Source organism: Paenarthrobacter sp. AR 02, from assembly GCF_021538675.1.
Lineage (GTDB): Bacteria > Actinomycetota > Actinomycetes > Actinomycetales > Micrococcaceae > Arthrobacter.
Window position 1 is genome coordinate 24,915 of record NZ_JAJUKH010000010.1, and the last position, 18,489, is coordinate 43,403.

At 58.7% G+C, this 18,489-nt stretch carries 16 protein-coding genes; 8 read left to right on the forward strand and 8 right to left on the reverse strand.

The features are described 5' to 3' along the window. Nucleotides 1–1,220: 1,220 nt before the first annotated feature. The 5 genes from LRQ04_RS16390 to LRQ04_RS16410 form a co-directional block, all read right to left on the reverse strand. A complete protein-coding gene (locus tag LRQ04_RS16390; RefSeq protein WP_235521441.1) occupies nt 1,221–5,144 on the reverse strand; it encodes a hypothetical protein in 3,924 nt (1,307 codons plus the stop codon). A gap of 379 nt (nt 5,145–5,523) precedes the next feature. After that, nucleotides 5,524–5,892 carry a type II toxin-antitoxin system death-on-curing family toxin gene (locus LRQ04_RS16395; RefSeq protein WP_235521442.1) on the reverse strand — a complete coding sequence of 123 codons (369 nt, stop codon included), beginning with the start codon at nt 5,890–5,892 and terminating at the stop codon, nt 5,524–5,526. Next, nucleotides 5,889–6,095, reverse strand: coding sequence for a ribbon-helix-helix protein, CopG family (locus tag LRQ04_RS16400; RefSeq protein WP_235521443.1), 207 nt, complete (start codon nt 6,093–6,095; stop codon nt 5,889–5,891). The genes LRQ04_RS16395 and LRQ04_RS16400 overlap by 4 nt, the downstream gene beginning before the upstream one ends. A gap of 220 nt (nt 6,096–6,315) precedes the next feature. Beyond that, nucleotides 6,316–6,567 carry a hypothetical protein gene (locus LRQ04_RS16405; protein WP_235521444.1) on the reverse strand — a complete coding sequence of 84 codons (252 nt, stop codon included), beginning with the start codon at nt 6,565–6,567 and terminating at the stop codon, nt 6,316–6,318. 368 nt (nt 6,568–6,935) lie between these two features. Continuing rightward, nucleotides 6,936–7,517, reverse strand: a complete 582-nt coding sequence (locus LRQ04_RS16410; protein WP_235521445.1) for a TetR/AcrR family transcriptional regulator — start codon at nt 7,515–7,517, stop codon at nt 6,936–6,938. Nucleotides 7,518–7,572: 55 nt separating this feature from the next. Between LRQ04_RS16410 and LRQ04_RS16415 the strand changes: the two genes are divergently transcribed. Both LRQ04_RS16415 and LRQ04_RS16420 read left to right on the forward strand, forming a co-directional pair. Continuing rightward, nucleotides 7,573–7,944, forward strand: coding sequence for a GNAT family N-acetyltransferase (locus LRQ04_RS16415; RefSeq protein WP_235521446.1), 372 nt, complete (start codon nt 7,573–7,575; stop codon nt 7,942–7,944). Continuing rightward, nucleotides 7,941–8,078, forward strand: coding sequence for a hypothetical protein (locus tag LRQ04_RS16420; RefSeq protein WP_235521447.1), 138 nt, complete (start codon nt 7,941–7,943; stop codon nt 8,076–8,078). Before LRQ04_RS16415 ends, LRQ04_RS16420 begins: the two co-directional genes overlap by 4 nt. A gap of 369 nt (nt 8,079–8,447) precedes the next feature. On the opposite strand, the gene LRQ04_RS16425 is transcribed toward LRQ04_RS16420, so the two are convergent. Then, nucleotides 8,448–9,101: a TetR/AcrR family transcriptional regulator gene (locus tag LRQ04_RS16425; protein ID WP_235521448.1), complete on the reverse strand. Its 654-nt coding sequence runs from the start codon at nt 9,099–9,101 to the stop codon at nt 8,448–8,450. Nucleotides 9,102–9,273: 172 nt separating this feature from the next. Here LRQ04_RS16425 and LRQ04_RS16430 point away from each other — a divergent pair, with 172 nt between their 5' ends. Both LRQ04_RS16430 and LRQ04_RS16435 read left to right on the forward strand, forming a co-directional pair. Further along, nucleotides 9,274–10,584 carry an MFS transporter gene (locus LRQ04_RS16430; RefSeq protein ID WP_235521449.1) on the forward strand — a complete coding sequence of 437 codons (1,311 nt, stop codon included), beginning with the start codon at nt 9,274–9,276 and terminating at the stop codon, nt 10,582–10,584. Next, a complete protein-coding gene (locus LRQ04_RS16435; protein WP_235521450.1) occupies nt 10,584–12,029 on the forward strand; it encodes an amidase in 1,446 nt (481 codons plus the stop codon). The genes LRQ04_RS16430 and LRQ04_RS16435 overlap by 1 nt, the downstream gene beginning before the upstream one ends. Before the next feature lie 111 nt (nt 12,030–12,140). Here the strand turns inward: LRQ04_RS16435 and LRQ04_RS16440 are convergent, their stop codons facing one another. Then, nucleotides 12,141–13,154 carry an acetamidase/formamidase family protein gene (locus LRQ04_RS16440; RefSeq protein WP_235521451.1) on the reverse strand — a complete coding sequence of 338 codons (1,014 nt, stop codon included), beginning with the start codon at nt 13,152–13,154 and terminating at the stop codon, nt 12,141–12,143. Between the two features lie 110 nt (nt 13,155–13,264). Continuing rightward, nucleotides 13,265–14,242 (reverse strand): LysR family transcriptional regulator, encoded by a 978-nt coding sequence (locus LRQ04_RS16445; protein ID WP_235521452.1) that lies wholly within the window; start codon nt 14,240–14,242, stop codon nt 13,265–13,267. Between the two features lie 249 nt (nt 14,243–14,491). Between LRQ04_RS16445 and hisD the strand changes: the two genes are divergently transcribed. From hisD to LRQ04_RS16465, 4 genes are all read left to right on the forward strand, one after another. After that, complete coding sequence (gene hisD, locus LRQ04_RS16450) at nt 14,492–15,811, forward strand: histidinol dehydrogenase (RefSeq protein ID WP_235521453.1); 1,320 nt, start codon at nt 14,492–14,494, stop codon at nt 15,809–15,811. A gap of 28 nt (nt 15,812–15,839) precedes the next feature. Continuing rightward, nucleotides 15,840–16,643 (forward strand): ABC transporter substrate-binding protein, encoded by an 804-nt coding sequence (locus LRQ04_RS16455; protein WP_235521454.1) that lies wholly within the window; start codon nt 15,840–15,842, stop codon nt 16,641–16,643. A gap of 103 nt (nt 16,644–16,746) precedes the next feature. Next, complete coding sequence (locus LRQ04_RS16460; protein WP_235521455.1) at nt 16,747–17,400, forward strand: amino acid ABC transporter permease; 654 nt, start codon at nt 16,747–16,749, stop codon at nt 17,398–17,400. After that, entirely contained in the window at nt 17,393–18,238 is an 846-nt protein-coding gene (locus tag LRQ04_RS16465; RefSeq protein WP_374198965.1) for an amino acid ABC transporter ATP-binding protein, read from the forward strand. The genes LRQ04_RS16460 and LRQ04_RS16465 overlap by 8 nt, the downstream gene beginning before the upstream one ends. Nucleotides 18,239–18,489 lie beyond the last annotated feature (251 nt).

Here is an 18,489-nt window from a genome sequence, read left to right on the forward strand (position 1 = left end):
GTCGGCATGTACCCGCTAAGGCGATCGATACAGGTTTCCCGTTGCCGGCGTCGCGTAACGGTGGAAAATACGGACTGAAATCCTTAACCAGGCGGGCTTACACTGCACCCTACGCATCAGGCTTTGAAAGGACGAAATGAGCAGTTTCTCCACCCAGTCCGTACCCAAGAAGAGCCTTTGGCATGATTTTGAGGACGTTTCAGCTGACCATTTTGGATACTTCGTTAGGTCAAATCAGTCTCACCCCTATGCATCTTTCGATGTGCGACATATCAGCGAGTCGCTAGGAGATTTCTTTCGTAATGCTGGGTTGAAGGCCGAGGAGGCACAGGGGAGGCCGGTTGGCAGCACAACGGCAGCAGCGTTGGTGGCACTTCTTCCTAAACTGATCGGCCCAACCATTCACTTCGCGAGAATGGCGTTGTGGTGGAGAACCGAGCGGGCCATCCGACTGCGCCAGGAACAGTTCCCACTCGTTTTCATAACCATTCTCGCCGACCACATGAAACCGTACCCTGGGCACGGTGGACTTGGATTCGATTCAGCTCGAACGATCACTCTCGTGCTTCCAGAACTCATGGCACATCTGGCGAAGACTTTTCCCGCTATCCACTTTCGTGTAAAAGTCCGGGCGCGCTCTGGCAGCATCGATCGAGTAGAAATTCGCGTGGGTTCCACCCTCACTCTTAGTGAGGGCCATATCAGGCGCATCTTGAGGTTGTTGGAACAGGGCGATTTTCCCTCGCTTACCATTATGCATACCGCCGGTTGGTTCGGGTTCCCCACAATCGCCAAAGCAAGGTGGGTAGGGCCACCAGACATGTCCAGGATTGGGAACATCACTGGTCTAGGCAGGAGCTGGGGGACCGATCCTCATCCGTAAGCGACCACATTCGTTGGATGGGTATCTCTGGCTGGAGTTCAGAACTGACAAGATGCCAGTTATACCTGGCGAGGGCATTCCGTTCAGTGGGAAGACGGGTCATGACTATAGGCACCAGCACAAGCAGTCCCTACCGTTGCCCTGCAGATGAGATCGAGATTCCCATCCTCCGATGGGAGTTGTGCTAAGCGTTTTCGTCGGGGCTTCCCCAACAGGTCGATGGCCATGTCAGGAACGTGAATATCGCTTTGTGAGGTTCCACGTGAGGCGTCACAGATGAAAGTCGCGGAGAAGTGCCTATGCAAGTCGGTTGTGTAACCGGTGCCTAGACCAGAGATCAGGTCAGATTCTCCAACGCCACGGTTCTATTCAGGTCGGCTTGAAGGGCAAATGTTCTGATCATATTGAGTTCAAGGACTTGGACTGAGGGGTCAGGAGAAGCCATGGAATTGATGCTCTCGATGAAGGAGCCGTTCATCGGTTCGCCGTCATCTGCTCTTTGGAGATCGTCGATCGCGCGTTGGGCATGGTCGTGCAGGACTTCCACAATATTTCGAGTCAGGTCATCATCGGGCCCGCGGAGGATTCCGTCCCGGGCTTCTATGAACGCGTCTCCTGTCTCACCAAGAATTTCTTCAAACTCATCAAGCCCCCTGTAGGTACCGATAACAGCAACACCAGAGAGAAGCTGAATCGCTTGGTGGGCCTCCGTCACTAGATCTGTCAGGGGCGTACGTACGGAGGGTGGTAAGAGTTTGTCCCACTCGGTGTCCTGGTTTAGGCCACGGTGCACGGCAGGTTGTTGAAACAGGCTGACTGCGAGTTCGTCGACGCGTTCACCGCCCACACTGGGAAACAGAATTACCGGCGGGACGTAACTTTCTCGAGCTCCCTGCATTAACTGAACTGCTTCGTCTAGTCGCTGACTCCATTCGAATATTGACGCCACTTGTACCTCGATACAGGTAGCGATAGCTGGCCAGCCATCGTCCTTAGTGTCTAAATGACGCTGGTGGATCAAAGTCCTGAGACCCCTTTTCTTGAGCTCTTCAGCGAGTTGCCGCCAGAAGTGTTCGTGCCGAAGTCGAGCATTCCTTTCACACAATGAAGCGACTCTGGACAGCGCGCCGGAACGATGCCCCGAGCGGGCCTCTCTTAGGAGATCCCTGGTAGGTGTATTGCCAAAGCGGCACTCGGCAAGGATGGCCGCGATGTCTTCCAGGTGATTGTCGATTAGCTGGAGTTCTGGAGGTGCGGCTGCGTCGAGGTAATCCCAATCTTCTTGGTTTTCAACGTCCGTTACAGCAGGACGTAGCGTAGAGCGAACGTATGCGCCAAGAAGCCCGTAATCTTCCGTGTTACCGAGTCGGCCGGTCATGTTGTCAACGATCCCGGTAAAGAGCGTATGCACGGCGTCATGGCGGATTGAAGCCGCCTCACTCAGCAGGAATTCCTGCGGCCGCGAAACTGGAACCATCAAGGCTGAGATGCTTCGTAGGCTCTCACGAAGATCGACTGCACGGGGTCGGTCACGTTCGGCATGTTCCCCCAAAATCCAAAGCCGGCCGACGAGGTCAAGGTATTCCCGAAGCACAGGTAGAAACTCTAAGGTCGTCGCCACGCGTTCTGTCCGCGTTCCTGTTTGGAAAGCTGCAGAAGCGATTGCCGCGGTCCTCCGATTCATGTCCACTTTGTTGGGGGAGTGTAAGTATCGTCTTTGGAGTTTTGATGTGCCGGAATCAATGGCCACGTCTCCTGGGAGAAATGCCTGAACATCAGCCTGGTTGCAGGTGGGCAGGCATGAGAGGGCGGATTTGGCGAACTCCCGAACACTACCGTCAGGCGTACCCTGCAGCTTGTCAGAGACGAACAAAATCCGGGCTTTGATTACCCTGAGACCGTCGCGTTCCTCGCAAGTGACTTCCGTCGTCCAAATATTCTCCATGCGAAGTCTCGCAACCATGGAGCCAGATCCTCCGGCCATCACAAGCAACGCTTCGGCGACAGCCGATCCACAGTCTTGACCTGCAAGGAGTACATGACCGGCTTCTTCCAATGTCCCCTCTCTGAGGACACGAGTGAGAGCGCATAGATCATCGCGCCGTTCTAAGATTGCCTCCGCAACTGCTTCCAAGGCCTCTGGAGGGGAACTGCTGATTGCGGAAAGCAACTCCGCCGCTGCAGTTGAGGTACTGCAGAGCCGAATCGCATCGACGAGGTGGCTGTGACCGAGCCCGGCAATGAATTCCCCGAGGAGTAAGGACGGTTTGAGTCGTGCACTCCGTAGCTCAGCGATAGCCTTTTGAACCGAGACTGGCCACAATTCGTTCGCCTCGTCCTCGTCCAACAGGGAGAACTGAATTGCCGCCGTGCGCAACGAGGGCGGGATTTCGTGACGTTTCAGATCGGTGGCCCATTCGTGGCTTCGCTGTTCGAGATCAGCGAGGCGGAGCGCGCGAAGAGAGGTTGCCAGGACGGATGGATTGGGTTTTACACAGATTCTCGTTGCCAAATTGGCGAGGACTGACGCTTTCAATTCTGGATAGTCGCGGAGGGCGCCTGTCACAAGGGCCGGAAGTGCTTCTTCCGGGAGATGCAGCACAAGGTGCCCTATCGTGGCTTCCAAATGAGGTGGTGGAAAGGAATGAACGGCGACGGATAGGAATCGTGACCGTAGCGCGTGTGTACCCGATAACTCGGTGCCTGACTCCACGACGAGATGCTCGTCCCGTAGCCTAGCTAGGGCGACCCGTATGGCGGATGGATCTATGGCGAGCTTCTCAATGAGAACAACTGGAACCGCTAGGTCCCATTGATGGGCGGTCGTTACGCAACTTATGATTTGGAGTTCTGTTTCCCTTCCCTCGTGAACCCGCCGACGGACTTGCTCTCTGAGGACATCGGGCAGACGCTGCCCTTGTGAGAGGAGGTAGGTGTATTCCATCGTCAGGCCGTTGGCTTGTTCGTAGGCTTCCCGCCAGTAGGATGCAGTTGTAGCCCCAAGTTGTCGGAGCTTCGCGTAGATTTCCTTGGCTAGTTCCTCATCCAGAGAGACCTTTACCACGCCGCAATCAGCGGCGGTGGCTAGAGGGAACATGTCCTCTTGTCGGACTGATCCCAAGAGCAAGACCCCGGCCTGCATCGACAAACTACGCTGAAGCTGGTCCCAAGCTTGCGCTTCTCCGATTCCAATGCCGTCCACAACGAAGCCAATTTGAGACCGGTGATTTGCGCGAGAGGCCTTGGCCAATTCCACGAGTTTGCTTACGGCTGCATCGTCCAGCCTGTTGATTCGATACCAGAGCGCATCTTGTTTCCGGTGAATCGCTGACCACATGAGGGTCGACTTGCCCACGCCCGAAGGTCCGGAAATGAGCACTGCCTTCCGAATCTCCAGCAAGTGAAGGACTTTGTCGGTTAGATCAGTCCTAGGGGCTACGATGCCAGCTGCTATGTGTCCTGGCCTGGCCGGCATGCCTTCCAGAAAAGCCGACTGACTTTCAGGGACACGGAAATCCAGGACGTCACAAGTCCCGTCAACCAGCGCTGCTTCCAGGGATTCCCGATCTACCATTCGTACAAGATCATCAACAACGCCATGAGCGGCCAAACGGTCAATGCCGTGAGCCTCAGCCAGTATCTTGGCAGATGCGTTCGCGTCTGCAGCTTCGGCTATCAATACACGAAGCTCCCTGTCCACGAGGCGACAGACTGCGGGACTCGCACCCGATACTTTTGAGATGGCCTCTGTCGCACTCTCCGACAGTCGGTCCCAACTAAGAACAACGATACCCGCACGGAGTAAGAGGGCGCCGAGTTCAGAAGGATCGACAACTGATTCCAATGCCTTACGCACCGGATGGTCTCCAGGAAGGGTTGACAGTTTCTCTGACTCATCCTTGAAATTACACCCGCGAACGGGGCGTTCAAGCACAAGAATGAGCGAGCCATCTGGATGCCCATCCTGTAGTCGCAACGAGTGTTTGGCCCACATCTCCGTGAGGATGGAGGCTACATGTGTGGGCGTAAAGTAGCTGGCTGAGTCCTTCCGGCTCTTGACCTGAACGTAGGTAAGCTCGTCGCCTTCGATATGCAAGTCTTCAAAGCCCTCGGGTACGACTCGGCCGCCCCAGCCGGAATCAGCCAGCATCTGGGCGGCCCACCATGCGCCGACAGCATCTTGGAAATGAAATCCTCGGCCCGCAGTCGCGCCGTTTCGGCTCCAAGACTCCTTTGAGAGCAACCCTTCAGATGATTCCAATGTCCGGCTCCCGCTCTAAAATTCGCTCCCCTTATGCCCGAAGTCTAGGTTGCGATCGGGGACTCGGCGCACTCCAAAACCCTCCTCGCCATTGAATCGCGTCCTCTGGTTCTGGAAGCTGGCGGCAGCGCTGCAGGTGCTTTATCAGTTCGGCAGCCTCCTGCATGGTAGGAACGGTCAGGCGGCGTTCGGCGTGGCCCGATTTCACGCCACCGCACCGAGTATGCCGTAGATCCGTTCCCAGCGGATGCGTGTGCTGATGCTGACCACGATGACAGGCTACGCCCGACGACCCGTGCGTCCAATGGTCCGCAGCGAAAGGCCCGGCCCTGTGGTTTTGTGTGGGTATTGTCAGCTCCCGGCTTCGAAGCCTGGGCCTTTAGCGCGGCACCAAATGCTGTGAAATCATGGCGGCGGAATCCCTCAGCTCGACGGTACCCGCGGCGACACCAACGACTAGCTCGAAGCCCTCATTGGTGCTGAAGTCATGCCGGTATCCGTTGAGCCAAAGCAACAGCACCATGAGCGTCCATGCAGTTCGCTTGTTTCCATCAATGAGGGGATGAAACCGGGCGACGGACTCCAAAAGCGCCGCTGCTTTCACTGCCAGATCGGGATAGGCTTCAGCGCCCATAACGGTTGTGGCCGGCCTGGCCAACGCCGAGGCTAACAGGCCGACATCACGGATGTGGAAGCCGTACCGATCAACAACTTGAAGGGCATCCTCGATGTCGAGGTAGGCTGTCACGCGTCCTCAAGCCGAGTCAGCAGTTCAGCATCATGACTCATGACGAAATCAAGACCTTCGGTGATTTCACCTCGGCGCGCATGGCGCTGCAGAACCAGCTCTGCCCCTTGCAGCAGCAGCGCAGACTTGGAGGTGTGTTCCTCTGCGGCCAATTTCTCCAGCCGCCGATCGAGGTCCTCGGGGACACGCAGGTTCATTGCCATAGTCCAATGGTACCAAAGCGGTACCGCAGGGAAGAAGTGTGCCTGTCCAGTATCAACCGATTGAGGTGACGTAAACGTCCATTGTGCGGTGCTCGCCAGGGGTGGGGTGTGGCTGGAGCTCGATTGGGAAGCCCCTAAGCGTCTAGGTTTGTTCGGCATATCCTCGGCGCGGTTACCGTGTATCCAGGGAGGCGCTCCGCGCGGGTCCATGAGGGCGCCCTCACGCTCCTACCGGGGGATCGATTATTTGTGCGCCGGGATAGTAGCGGAGCGGGCCTTGGTCATCATCGTGCCGTACGCCGTGGTGTCTGATGGCCGTGGAGAAGTCGGTGATGGACGTCGGCGTGAGGGCTTCGGTCAAAGCCCAGCTGAGGTAGCGCCCGTAGAGGGCCGTGATGTCCAGGCCGTCGCTGGCTGATTCGTCAATGACGACGCAGGCGTGGAGAAATGCTGGGATGTGGGTTGTGGTCACTGCGAAGGCCTCCGGTCCGTGGTGAGGGGCGCCGGCTGCTGCAGCGGAAGGCCAACTCTTCCAGCAGGGAACATGCCTGTCAAAGGACGACGGGTGTCCGTGGTCCCAATTGGAGGGTGCGGAGGTCTCTAGGATCATAGTCAACCGATTTAGGTTGACATAACATCCGTTATCGGCGTTTAACTAACGGGAGTGGAAGTAGCTGCGAGAACTCCCGTGCACGAACGAATCCGGCGTTTTTGCAGCTCAAACCCGCTTTGTGGAACGCGAACCGTTCGCGTCGCAGGCAGGAGCTTGCGCCGGGATACCTGGGGTCTGTGGTTTTCGTGCATTTAATGCATGTTTCCACGATGAATAGGCTCCCGGTTTCAGTCACTTTTGGCTAGTGTGGCCAGCTGTGCTGTCACGGCCTTGGTGGTTCTTGCTTTATCTCCCGTGGCCAGCAGGTCCAGCAGTGCGCCGCGAAGAACGGCGAGGACCACGGTTCTGTCGGACCGGCCTGGCTCTGTGTTCCGAGCTGCTGGATCCTGCGTGGCGGCCAGCAGGTTGAGCCAGTCATTGACAGTGGTTCGCGCGAAGTCCGCCCAGGGGCCGGTCGGATCGACGAGTGACCGAGCGTAACTTTCAACCCAAAGGGCGAGGACGGGCCTTCTCTCGGGCCCAGAAAGCCAGCCCCACAACTCCCCTGCAACGTTGGAAAGACTGCCGCCGGGTCGGGTGTTGAGTTCTGCCAGCAGCGAGAGCTCCTCGGCCCGCGCGCGGGAAAGCAGTTCACGGATGAGGCCGTCCTTGTTGCCGAAGAGAAACAGCAGCACGCGGGGGCTCGAACCGATGTCCGCCGCCAGGGGGCGCAGGGAAAGGTCTGCCAGTCCATGCCGAAGCACATAGGCATAGGCGAGTTCGAGCAGCTCCTCGCGCCGCGATGATGCAGTTCTCTCCTGGGTGGTCATGGGCCTATCCTAGGCTACTGAAACGATCGTTTCAGTAGCCTAGGATGGAGAACGGATGGCAGACCAGGCCCACGTCGTGATACGGCCTTTGGGTCGACCTGGAGACCTCGGCTGGGTCGTGATGGCACATGGGGAGGTTTACTCCCGGGAGTTTGGCTGGGATTCGACCTTCGAGGCGCTTGTAGCGCGAATCGTCGCCGACTACGCCGCCCATCACGACCCGGCACGGGAGGCGGCCTGGATTGCCGAGATCGACGGGCAACGGGTTGGATGCATCTTTTGCGTGAAAGCTGATGACGCAACTGCGAAACTGCGCACCCTGCTCGTGCACCCCGACGGCCGCGGACACCGGCTGGGAGGACAACTCGTGGACAACTCGTGGACAACTGCATGGCCTTCGCACGGGAAGCCGGCTATCGCCGCATGACTCTGTGGACAACCGACATCCTTGGGTCGGCGCGACAAATCTACCTTGACCGGGGATTCCAACTGATCCAGGAACAGCCTGAGCGCCAATTCGGTGCTGATCTTCTCAGTCAGACCTACGCAACCAACCTGTAAGGTCCGGTGTTGCTGCAAAGTGGGCATGCCAACTCCCGCCTCATGAATACCCGTGCATGCCAGTTAAACCCCGGAGTGGGAGGAGTTGCGACAACCCCTTCGCGTCAACAAAAGCAGCATCTCCGCCGGCCAAGAATGGGTTGCCAGGATGCGTATTCAGTCTTGACAGTGGGGCCATAGGTCCCGGCTCCGCGACTGCGATGGGCAAGGTGAGGGCCTTCGGGGCGAGGGTGCCACCGCTGTGATGTGCATTGGTTCGCTTCACGCTGTCCACCACTTAGACTAACGTCCGTTCAACCTAACTACCGTTCGTCTAATCGTGCTGTGCCCATCGTCAATGGTTAGAGCTTCAGACCCTGCAACCGATGATCATGCGTTGAGCAACGCCCGGATCAGGCGTTCACAGCGCTTCCTTTTGTCCTCGATTCCGAGGCCCTCCCACGCGTTTGCATCGTTCAGAATCCTGAGCGAAATTTGCGCTTTTTCGGCCACGAGGTCGTCAGCGCCGCAGCCCCTGAGAATTTCCGCAACGAGGCGACGGTAAAGGCTGGGAAGGAACCACACGCGTTCTCGCAGCTCCACTACGAATGGCTCCTTGGAGGTTTCAAGGTCGGGAGAGTCGCGCCACAGTCTTCCTGATTCCACAAAGCGCTCATCATGCTCCAAGTGGGTGCGGATGAGAGAGGCCAGGAGCTCCGGTGGCTCCATTTCAGGGCGGACGTTCTGCAGTAGGAAGTCCAGGAAGAGTGTGTATGACCAGCTAAATGCTGCCGCCAGGAGCTCGGCCTTGCCGGGGTAGTGCGAGTACAGGGTCGCCGGGTTTAGTCCGGCAGCCCTGGCAATGTCGCGAGCTGAGACGTTGGCGATCGATCTTCCTTTGCAGGCATCGAGCGCTGAGGTCAGGAGGTGCTCCTTGCCTGGCGTCAGTGGCTGACTCAACTGCTGGCGCACTTGGTCATGGGCTTCCGTCCAGCGCTGACGGAAGTCAGTCCCGGTCCCGGTCGCCACCTGATACCTGTCCATGATTCCTCGATTTCTTTTCTCGATGTAGCGAGTACACCACAAGTAATGATAGACACAAACGATCGTTTGGGTCTAAGGTCGTGTGATAACGCTCACCCATGAGACGTGGGGTGCGGACCAACTTCCGGCACGCTGCCGTGCCTGGGGCTACTACTCAAGTAAGGATCGGTTGATGAGTGAAATCTCTTCGCCAAATCGCGAACAGCGCAAATCGCTGATCGCCGGCGCGGTGGGCAATTTTGTTGAATGGTTCGATTACGGCATCTATGGGTTCCTGGCCGTCACGATCTCTACGGTCTTTTTCCCCAGTGATGATCCAACGGCCGCCCTTCTGGCGACGTTTGGAATCTTTGCCCTGCCCGTCATCACGCGGCCGCTCGGAGGCGTATTTTTCGCCCGGTTTGGTGACACCATCGGTCGCAAACAAACGCTGTCGCTGGTGCTAATTCTGATGTCCCTGTCGACCGCAGGCATCGGTTTCATCCCCAGTTACGAAGCAATCGGAGTGGCCGCCCCCATCCTTTTGATCGTGGCCCGAATCATCCAGGGCTTCTCTGCCGGGGGTGAGTATGCCGGCGGTGCCGCCCTCATAGCAGAGTCCTCTCCCCCGGCAAAGCGGGGATTCCTCGTGAGCTTTATGCCCGCGAGCACGGGCCTTGGGTTGCTGGCCGGGTCATTGATGGCTTTCCTGCTCAGCTCCACTCTCAGCCCGGAGGCGATGCATGATTGGGGATGGCGAGTTGCCTTCATTCTCGCCCTGCCGCTAGGAGCGATCGGACTCTACATTCGCCTGAAGCTGGAGGAAACCGACGCCTTTCGTGAGCTGGTCAGTACGGGCGATGTAGCCACGTCCCCCCTAAAAGAGACGATCTCCCAGCACGGCCACCGCGTTCTGCAGGTAGCTGGCATCGCCTTGGCCCAAACCGTCTGCTACTACGTCCTGCTTGTCTACACGCCCACCTTCATGCGCACCGACTTGGGTCTGCAGCAATGGCAATCGCTCCTGAGCACATCCCTTGCCATCGCCTTCTACGTGGCCACCATCGTTGTCTCCGGCCGGATCTCCGACCGGACAGGACGCAAACCCCTGATGATCATCGGTGGTGTACTCATGCTGCTCGCCGTTTTCCCCACCTTCTTCCTCATGCCGGTTGCACCCTTCTTCCTTGTGGCCACACTGCAGTCGCTGACCGGAGGCATTGCCCTGGGTATCTACACCGGACCGCTCGTGTGCAGCTGGGTCGAACTCTTCCCGACCCGGGTACGGTACTCCGGTGTAGCCGCAGGCTTTAGCCTCGCCGTCATCGTTTCAGTCTCATCTCCCTTTGTTCTCACCTGGCTGATTTCAACCACCGGAAGCAAACTCATGCCTGCGATCTACGTGGCTGCTTCATGCGTAGTCTCGCTCTTGACGCTCATCAAAACCCCGGAAACCGCTCCCGCCAAGGACAACGAAAATATCTTCGCCATGGAGAAGAACTAATGATCAGCGCCCAGAACCCCGCCACGTCCGCGCCCAACGTCTGCGCCCTGTCCATCGACGAGCTACGGAAGGAGTATTCCGAAGGCAGCCTCTCCCCAGTCGAGGTAGCCCATGCCCATTTGGAGCGCATCGAAGCGGAAAACCCTCGACTCAACGCCTACGTCACGGTCACGGCAGAACAAGCACTGGTTGATGCCCAACGGGCAGAACATGTCTGGACCCACCAACCCGAGGACGCTCCGCCCTTGCTCGGGGTCCCGTTCGCCATCAAGGACCTGATGCCTACAAAGGGCATCCGGACAAGCAAAGGATCTCTGGCAACCTCAGCATGGATTCCCGAGAACAACTCCCCGCTGGCCACTCGCCTGCTGCAGGCAGGGGGGACACTGCTAGGCAAAACCACCACCTCTGAACTTGGCTGGAAAGCAGACTCCGGCAACCCAGTCAACGGACCGGCCCGTAACCCGCATGATCCATCCAAAACCGCAGGCGGATCCAGCGGAGGAGCAGCCGCTGCAGTCGCCGCCGGCCTGGCAACAGTTTCCCAGGGCGGCGACGGCGCAGGTTCCGTCAGGATCCCCGCCGCATTCTGCGGGGTGGTCGGCATCAAACCAGGGACAGGTGTCATCCCCTACTACCCGCCGACACCGCTTTCCTCCATCGTCGCCAACGGATCATTCGGACGCACTGTCCGCGATGCGGCCATACTCTTGGACGTCATGGCAGGGCCGGACCCCCGTGACCCCAGCTCGGTCCTTCGCCATCACGGCCAATACCGCAGGGTATGCGACCAGAGCCCGGGCACGCTGCGCATCGCGTACGTACCCAACTGGGGCGGCCGAAGGGCCGAACCTGAACTCGAGCATGCCGCCGACCATGCCGCGGCTAAGCTTCGTGCAGCAGGGCATTCAGTCGACTTCATCGACAACAGTCCCGAGGATCGCTTCGACTTGCTCCACACCATCTGGACGACGGGTTTTGCTTCAATTGTCGAGTCAGCGCAGAAGGGTGTTGACGCAGGCCTTGCGCGAGTTGTTGATCAGGCAGTTGGATTCAGTGGAGCAGATCTGGCCAAAGCACACCTGCAACGGCAGGTGTACAAAGCAGAAGTCGCAGAGTTCTTCAGCAGCTACGATCTGCTTTTGACGCCAACGACCTCCGTTGCCGCCTTCGCAGCCGGGGACGACAACCCCGACAACGTGAACGGAATTCCTGCAAACTATCTGGACTGGGCATGGTTCACTTACGCCTTCAACCTGAGCGAACATCCCGCAGTCTCACTCCCCCACGGATCCACCCAGGCCGGGCTCCCCACGGGAATTCAGCTGGTGGCGCACCACGGTTGTGAAGAAAAGCTCGTCGCGGCCGCAGCCGAGGCAGAACGGGTTCTTCAAGCAGCCGGGAGCCGCAGCATGGGACGAGCCGCGGAAAATCTCAAGGTATAAAGGCAGGGCGGGGTCGAAGTGCACAGCTCTTGTGACCCCGCCCGGTCCTGGCGCCAGGAAGAACCCTCGGAGCTTGCGGGGAAGGCCTATGTTCGGCTCAGCTCGGGACCCTTATTGGGCGGCGCGCATGTACTCTCGTGCCGATAAACGGAGCCGCTCGTGTATTCCGCCATACGCAACAGCGGACTTGAGGGCACGCTTGGGCAACTTGGCAACCATTGTGTAATTCGGGTCGCAGACGTTGGCAGTGGACGCTAATCCTAGCTGGCTCACTAACTGAAGTGCGTCAAGGATCGCCAAGCCAGTGAGCTCGGAGGTCCACTCCACAAGATCTTTTTGGCTGATCCTGAAGGCGTCCTCAAGGGGCCTGGCAGAACCCGAACTCATAATGAATTCATCGGACTCAAGCCGGGGCCAGACGATGCTCTCGTCCTTGACGACGTCGACCACAATCACAGAGTTCATGGCCGATTCCAGGCCTGTCCCGCACACTTCCCCTTCACCCTGGCGTGCATGTCCATCACCCAGCGAAAGCATTGCGCCAGGGACGTTCACCGGGAGGTAAAGCGTCGTGCCGGCGCGCACCTCGGGGGTGTCCATGTTGCCCCCATGGGTGTGTGGTGTCTTGGTGAGCCGTACTTCACCGTGTGCCGGCGCCACGCCCACCGTGCCCAGCATCGGATCCAGCGGCAGAGTCAACGAAAAGTCCGAATCGCCAGCGTGGAACGTTGCGGTGCCTTCCTCCACATCAATGTCGTACCGCCAGACGCGTTCCTCCATGGGCTGGTTCAACAGTGCCGTTTCCATGGTTGCCGCCAGAGCACCGAACCTGGGCTGGACACACGATACGGCGTAGGCCCGGGCGGGAACTATCGAGACGAAATGAACAGCCAGGATGTCTCCGGGCACAGCACCAAGAACCTCGATGGGACCGGACACGGGATTCCTCAGGCCGATGGGTTCCAGTGAACTGGGGAGATCACCCGGTCCACGAATCTGCCCGCCGTAACAGTCTTCCGTCCATACCTGGACGGCATCACCGGGGCTGATGGCCAGGAGCGGTTCCTTGCCGCCAAAAACGTAAGAGTAGTCCGCCGGGTGGGGAGCTAGCGTGTGGATTTTCATGAACCTGCTGTATTCCCATCGCGTGGCTGTGGTGCGAGGTGGTGGGGTCCGCGTTCGGGGGCTGATGGCATTTCGACCGTTAGTCAGCCATAACGGGGGCCTTGCGTGGATTAGCTCGCGTTGATTGTCTGTTCCCTGGAATCGGCACGCCCGGTTCTTTCTGACGGTACGGTGGGGATGCGTTGTTCCGGGCGGACTTTAGCCAGCAGGGTCCCTTCAGCGAGCTGTGCGATCCGTCGCGTTGCCGGAGACAGATAGGATGACTCGCGCTGTACAAGGGCAAGGGTGTCGTACAGCGGCTCGGCAAACGGGACTGTCTTGATGTTCTTCGGGAAGCCCGGCCCTTCGGCGATGGTCCTACACACGATGGTCCCCGCGGCGCCGGTTGATACCAGGTTCAGGGCTGTCTCAACATGCTCGACTTCGATGTCCGGGACTATCTTCAGGCCGCGCAGCTGTGCCCGTTCCTGGATTTGCTTCCTCGTGGGGTCATTCCAGCCAGCGTAGGCGTCGTAGAGAATGACCTTTGACTCAGCAAACTCTTCAATGGTCATCGGCCCTCTTCGGGGGCTGCGTGTCGTAGAGGCATACAAGACCTCATCGCGGAAGAGGGGTTTGACCACAAGCCCCCGTTCCAAAACGGGCAAAACCACCAGCCCGGCTTCGATTTCTCCGTTCGCCACTGACTCGGCAACGAGGGAGGAGTTCAGACCGACCAGACGGACCTTGACCTTCGGGTAGCGCTTATGAAAGCGCTGGACCAAGTCAGAGAGGTCGTAATACCCAGCGTTACGCAGTACTCCGAAGGTGCACACGCCACCCTCAAGGGAAGTTATCGAACGAAGCGCTTGGATTCCATTGTCGAATGAGGTCACGGTCTGCTGGGCATGGTCGCGGAGCTCGATGGCCGCGTTGGTCGGGTGGAGCCTCCTGCCGCCTCGGGTGAAGAGGCTCAGCCCTACCTCCTGTTCCAAACGCGAGATCAGTTCCGACACCGACGCCTGACTCGTATTGAGTTGATTGGCAGCAGCGGTGAACGAACCGAGTTCGTACGCGGCGAGAAAGGCCTTCAGCTGGGCAAGAGTCACAGGGCAATCTTATGGCAAGAGCGTAACAGTCAGGTTAACCCTTAAGATTTTTTCTCGAGATCTGCAGGCAAGACAACCAACCCATTCTTCGGAAAGGGAAGCGAAGTTAAACGCTTTTACCCAATGATCACAGGGAGTTAGGTCCCCCGATGAGAGAAAATGTGATGCCTATCGCATAGGGTTATCCGATGATATTTATAATAGTTCATAGGGTTGTGCGATGGATTGGTGCTACCTACCGTTAGTGCCATGCAGATCAACGAAGCCGATAAGGCATTCATCAACGGAAACTTCGAAGTCATCAAGGAACCGGCCGTTGGAGGCGTGCCGGCACAGCGGCTTCCCGCTGTCATCGAAACGGTCTCTGAGATGCTCAGCGACATTGAGAAGAACGGCATCGACGCCGTCATCAAGTACTCGCAGAAACTTGACGGCTGGGCCGGTGACGACATTGAAATCAGCCAGGCCCAACTGGCCAAGACCGGTGACGAGTTGTCACCGGAGCTGCGTGAGGCCCTTGCAGCAGGTGCCGAGCGCACTCGCCTGTTCGCTGTCGAGCAGCGTGAACACCTGACGGACTTTGAAACCGAAATCCTCCCCGGCGTTTTCGCTGGGCAGCGCTATACCCCCGTCCCTCGCGTCGGTGCCTACCTTCCCGCAGGACAGTTCCCGATCCTGGCCAGCGCCTTCATGACTGTCGGTGTGGCTAAGGCAGCCGGAGTCCCCACCGTTATCGCTTGCACACCGCCTACCAGCCCTACTGGCGGACATCCGGCGGTCCTGCATGCGGCTTACTTGTCCGGAGTTGATCGCGCGTTCGCTGTCGGCGGCGTCCAGGGCCTGGCCGCCATGGCTTTCGGCCTTCTCGGTGAGCAGCCCGCCGATATCCTTGTTGGCGCTGGTAACGCCTACGTCACCGAAGCAAAGCGTCAGCTGTTCGGCCGTGTTGGCATCGATCTTCTGGCTGGACCTTCCGAAGTGGCTGTCATCGCCGACGAGACCGCCGATCCTGAGCTCGTCGCAGCCGACCTCCTCGGCCAGGCAGAACACGGCGTCCTCTCCCCCGCTTCCCTGGTCACCACGGACCGCGCTTTTGGTGAGGACGTGATCCGCCACATCGAAAAGCAGCTCGAAACCCTCGCCACCCGTCACATCGCCGGCCCGGCCTGGCGCGACTACGGCACCGTTTATGTGGCCGAAGACCGCGAGACGGCCGTGGAAATCATGGACATACTGGCACCGGAACACCTCGAGATCCAGACCAGCGACGACAGCTACTACCACGACAACCTGAAGAACTATGGCTCCATCTTCCTCGGCGCCTGGTCCACCGTCGCCTACTCCGATAAGGGCATCTCCGGCACGAACCACGTTTTGCCGACCGGACGCGGCGCCAAGTCCTCTGCTGGCCTGTCCGTGTCCCGGTTCCTGAAGCCGCTGACCTTCCAGCGCGTCGAAAAGGAAGCCACCCCCCGCCTGGCCAACTACGTAGCCTCCATCTCCGCTTTCGAAGGAATGGAAGCCCACCGTGCCACCGCAACCCTCCGTCTCGACCGTTTCAACCGCTAGCCAACACCCTTCAAACAAAGGCAAACCGATGAAAAGTTCCAGTAAATTGGGCAAGCGGCTTGGGGCGCTGCTGCCGATGGCCGTAGCCGCAGCCGTGGCCCTGTCGGCCTGTGGTGGTGGAAGCTCCGGATCCAGCACCGAGCAGAAGACCCTGACGATCGCAACCTCGAACGACGCGCCGTTCTCCTTCACGGACGCCAGCAGCGGACAGCTGACAGGCATCGACGGCGAAATGATCAACGCGATCGCCGAAGCCAAGGGATGGAAGGTCAAGACCTTCGTCACCGACTTCAACACACTGATCCCAGCCCTGCAAGCGAAGAAGGCCGATGTCATCGTCGACGCGATGTACATCACCGACAAGCGCAAGGAGCAGATTAACTTCACCGACCCCTGGTACGTCCAGGGCGAGGGCATGCTGGTTCCCGGCGATTCCACGCTGAAGAGCCGCGACGACGTCAAGGGCAAAGTCCTCGGCGCCCAGACCGGAACGGTCTTCACCGATTTCATCGGAACCCTCGGGGCGAGCCAGACGAAATTCTTCGACTCCCAGGCCGCTTTGATCTCAGCCGTTGAGAACAAGCAGGTCGACGCTGCCTTCACCGACAGCGCTGTCGTCGCCTACAGCCTGGTGCAGAAGCCCAACCCCAAGATCAAGCTGGTATCCCCCTACACCCCGTACTACCCTGGCACGATCGGTGCAGGTGTCCGCAAGGACGACTCCCAGCTCCTGGCTGATCTGAACTCAGGCCTGGCCGAACTGAAGAAGTCTCCGAAATACCTGGAGATCCTCAAGAAGTACGGACTCGGCGAAGACAACGTGTCGAAGTAATTCCTGAAAGGTCCGGCCCCGGTAACACCCTCCTGGCGCCCGGGGCCGGGCCCTACAGAATTCCCCACGACCGTGACTGACCCGCACGTTAGGTAACTTTCCGATGGATTTCATCAACAACACCCTCGCAGTGTTCCCGGCGCTCATTGGAGCGGTGCCCGTTGTACTGCAACTCGCTCTCGGAGCGATGGCCCTTGCTCTGGTCCTGGGCCTGCTCGTCGCCCTGGCAAGGATCTCAAACTTCAAGATCCTCCGCGCCATTTCCACCGTTTACGTGGAAGTCCTCCGCGGAACCCCTTTGCTTGTCCAGCTCGTCTACATCTTCTTCGTACTCCCCAGCGTTGGTGTGGAGATCGAACCGATTCCCGCCGGCATCCTCGGGCTCGGCCTGAACTATGCCGCATACCTCTCCGAAGTGTTCCGTTCAGCGATCCTGTCCGTTGAGCACGGACAAACCGAAGCTGCCCTCTCCCTGGGCTACACACCGAACAAGACCCTGTGGAAGGTCGTCATTCCACAGTCATTCGTTGTATCCATGGGGCCGATCGGCAACTACTTCATCGCCATGATCAAAGACACGGCACTGGCCTCCGTTATTGCTGTCACGGAAATCCTGAAAACAGCCAACATCCTAAACAGCCAGACGTTCCAGACCACCGCGATCTACACCGCAGCAGCGTTGCTGTACCTCATCATCAGCCTTCCACTCTCACGCATCGTGATTGTGCTTGAACGAAAGGCACGGGCCATTGGCTGAGAACACAGTCATCAGCATCCAGGACGTTCACAAGACGTACGTTCTGTCCTCAAAGCCGTCTTTCTGGGCCCGTATCACCGGCCGTACTCAGGCGGAGAAGCGCCTGGAAGTCCTCAAGGGCGTGGACCTGGACATTCACCGCGGTGAGACAGTCGTCATCCTCGGCTCCAGCGGTTCCGGAAAGAGCACATTGCTGCGGTGCATCAACAAGCTCGAAACCATCGAAGGCGGCCGGATCTACGTCAACGGCCACCTGATTGGATACGAGGAAAAGGACGGCCAGCTGGTCGCCGAGAAACCCTCCCTGACGGCCAAAAAACGGACCGACATCGGCTTCGTTTTCCAGCACTTCAACCTCTTCCTGAACAAGACCGCCCTGGGCAATGTCATGGCACCACTGCGGGACGTTAAAGGATTATCAGCAGCAGACGCACGCAAGAAGGCGCTGCCGAACCTGGAAATGGTCGGTCTTGGCGACAGGGCGGAAAACTTCCCCAGCCGCCTCTCCGGTGGCCAGAAGCAACGCGTGGCCATCGCCCGAGCCCTGGCAATGGAACCAAGCGTCATGCTCTTTGACGAACCCACCTCAGCCCTTGACCCCGAGCTGGTGGGCGAAGTGTTGTCGGTGATCAAGAAGATCGCGCAACAGGGCACCACCATGGCGATCGTGACCCATGAAATGCAGTTCGCCCGTGAGATTGCCGACCGCATCGTGATCATGGACCAGGGCGTCATCGTCGAGCAAGGACACCCCGAGGCGATCTTCACCAACCCCCAGCACCCCAAGACCAGAGCCCTCCTTAAGCGCTCCGGCATCGTCCCGCCCCAGGACAAATAGGTGAACCTGTGGCTCCGTGTAGTCCCCGGAGCCACGGGTTGAGCTCTTTGAACTATCTCTTCCCACTGACCCCGAAAAGTGCCAGCCCACGACGATGAAAGACACCATGAAGAAGCGGATTCCGACAAAGCCAGCTAAGCTCACAGGCCGTAAAACCCAGAGCAAGACCGGTGACCATTGCCCCGTTACCGGATGGTGGACTCCGGCGACCCGCAGCTCTGAGCCGCAATTTCTGACAGAGGGATCCATCA

Coding starts and splice junctions, on each gene's coding strand:
- LRQ04_RS16400 (WP_235521443.1), bottom strand. CDS start 6,095: ATGGCAATGAACCTGCGTGTCCCCGAGGACCTCGATCGGCGGCTGGAG.
- LRQ04_RS16410 (WP_235521445.1), bottom strand. CDS start 7,517: ATGACCACCCAGGAGAGAACTGCATCATCGCGGCGCGAGGAGCTGCTC.
- LRQ04_RS16415 (WP_235521446.1), top strand. CDS start 7,573: ATGGCAGACCAGGCCCACGTCGTGATACGGCCTTTGGGTCGACCTGGA.
- LRQ04_RS16420 (WP_235521447.1), top strand. CDS start 7,941: ATGACTCTGTGGACAACCGACATCCTTGGGTCGGCGCGACAAATCTAC.
- LRQ04_RS16425 (WP_235521448.1), bottom strand. CDS start 9,101: ATGGACAGGTATCAGGTGGCGACCGGGACCGGGACTGACTTCCGTCAG.
- LRQ04_RS16430 (WP_235521449.1), top strand. CDS start 9,274: ATGAGTGAAATCTCTTCGCCAAATCGCGAACAGCGCAAATCGCTGATC.
- LRQ04_RS16435 (WP_235521450.1), top strand. CDS start 10,584: ATGATCAGCGCCCAGAACCCCGCCACGTCCGCGCCCAACGTCTGCGCC.
- LRQ04_RS16440 (WP_235521451.1), bottom strand. CDS start 13,154: ATGAAAATCCACACGCTAGCTCCCCACCCGGCGGACTACTCTTACGTT.
- hisD (WP_235521453.1), top strand. CDS start 14,492: ATGCAGATCAACGAAGCCGATAAGGCATTCATCAACGGAAACTTCGAA.
- LRQ04_RS16455 (WP_235521454.1), top strand. CDS start 15,840: ATGAAAAGTTCCAGTAAATTGGGCAAGCGGCTTGGGGCGCTGCTGCCG.
- LRQ04_RS16460 (WP_235521455.1), top strand. CDS start 16,747: ATGGATTTCATCAACAACACCCTCGCAGTGTTCCCGGCGCTCATTGGA.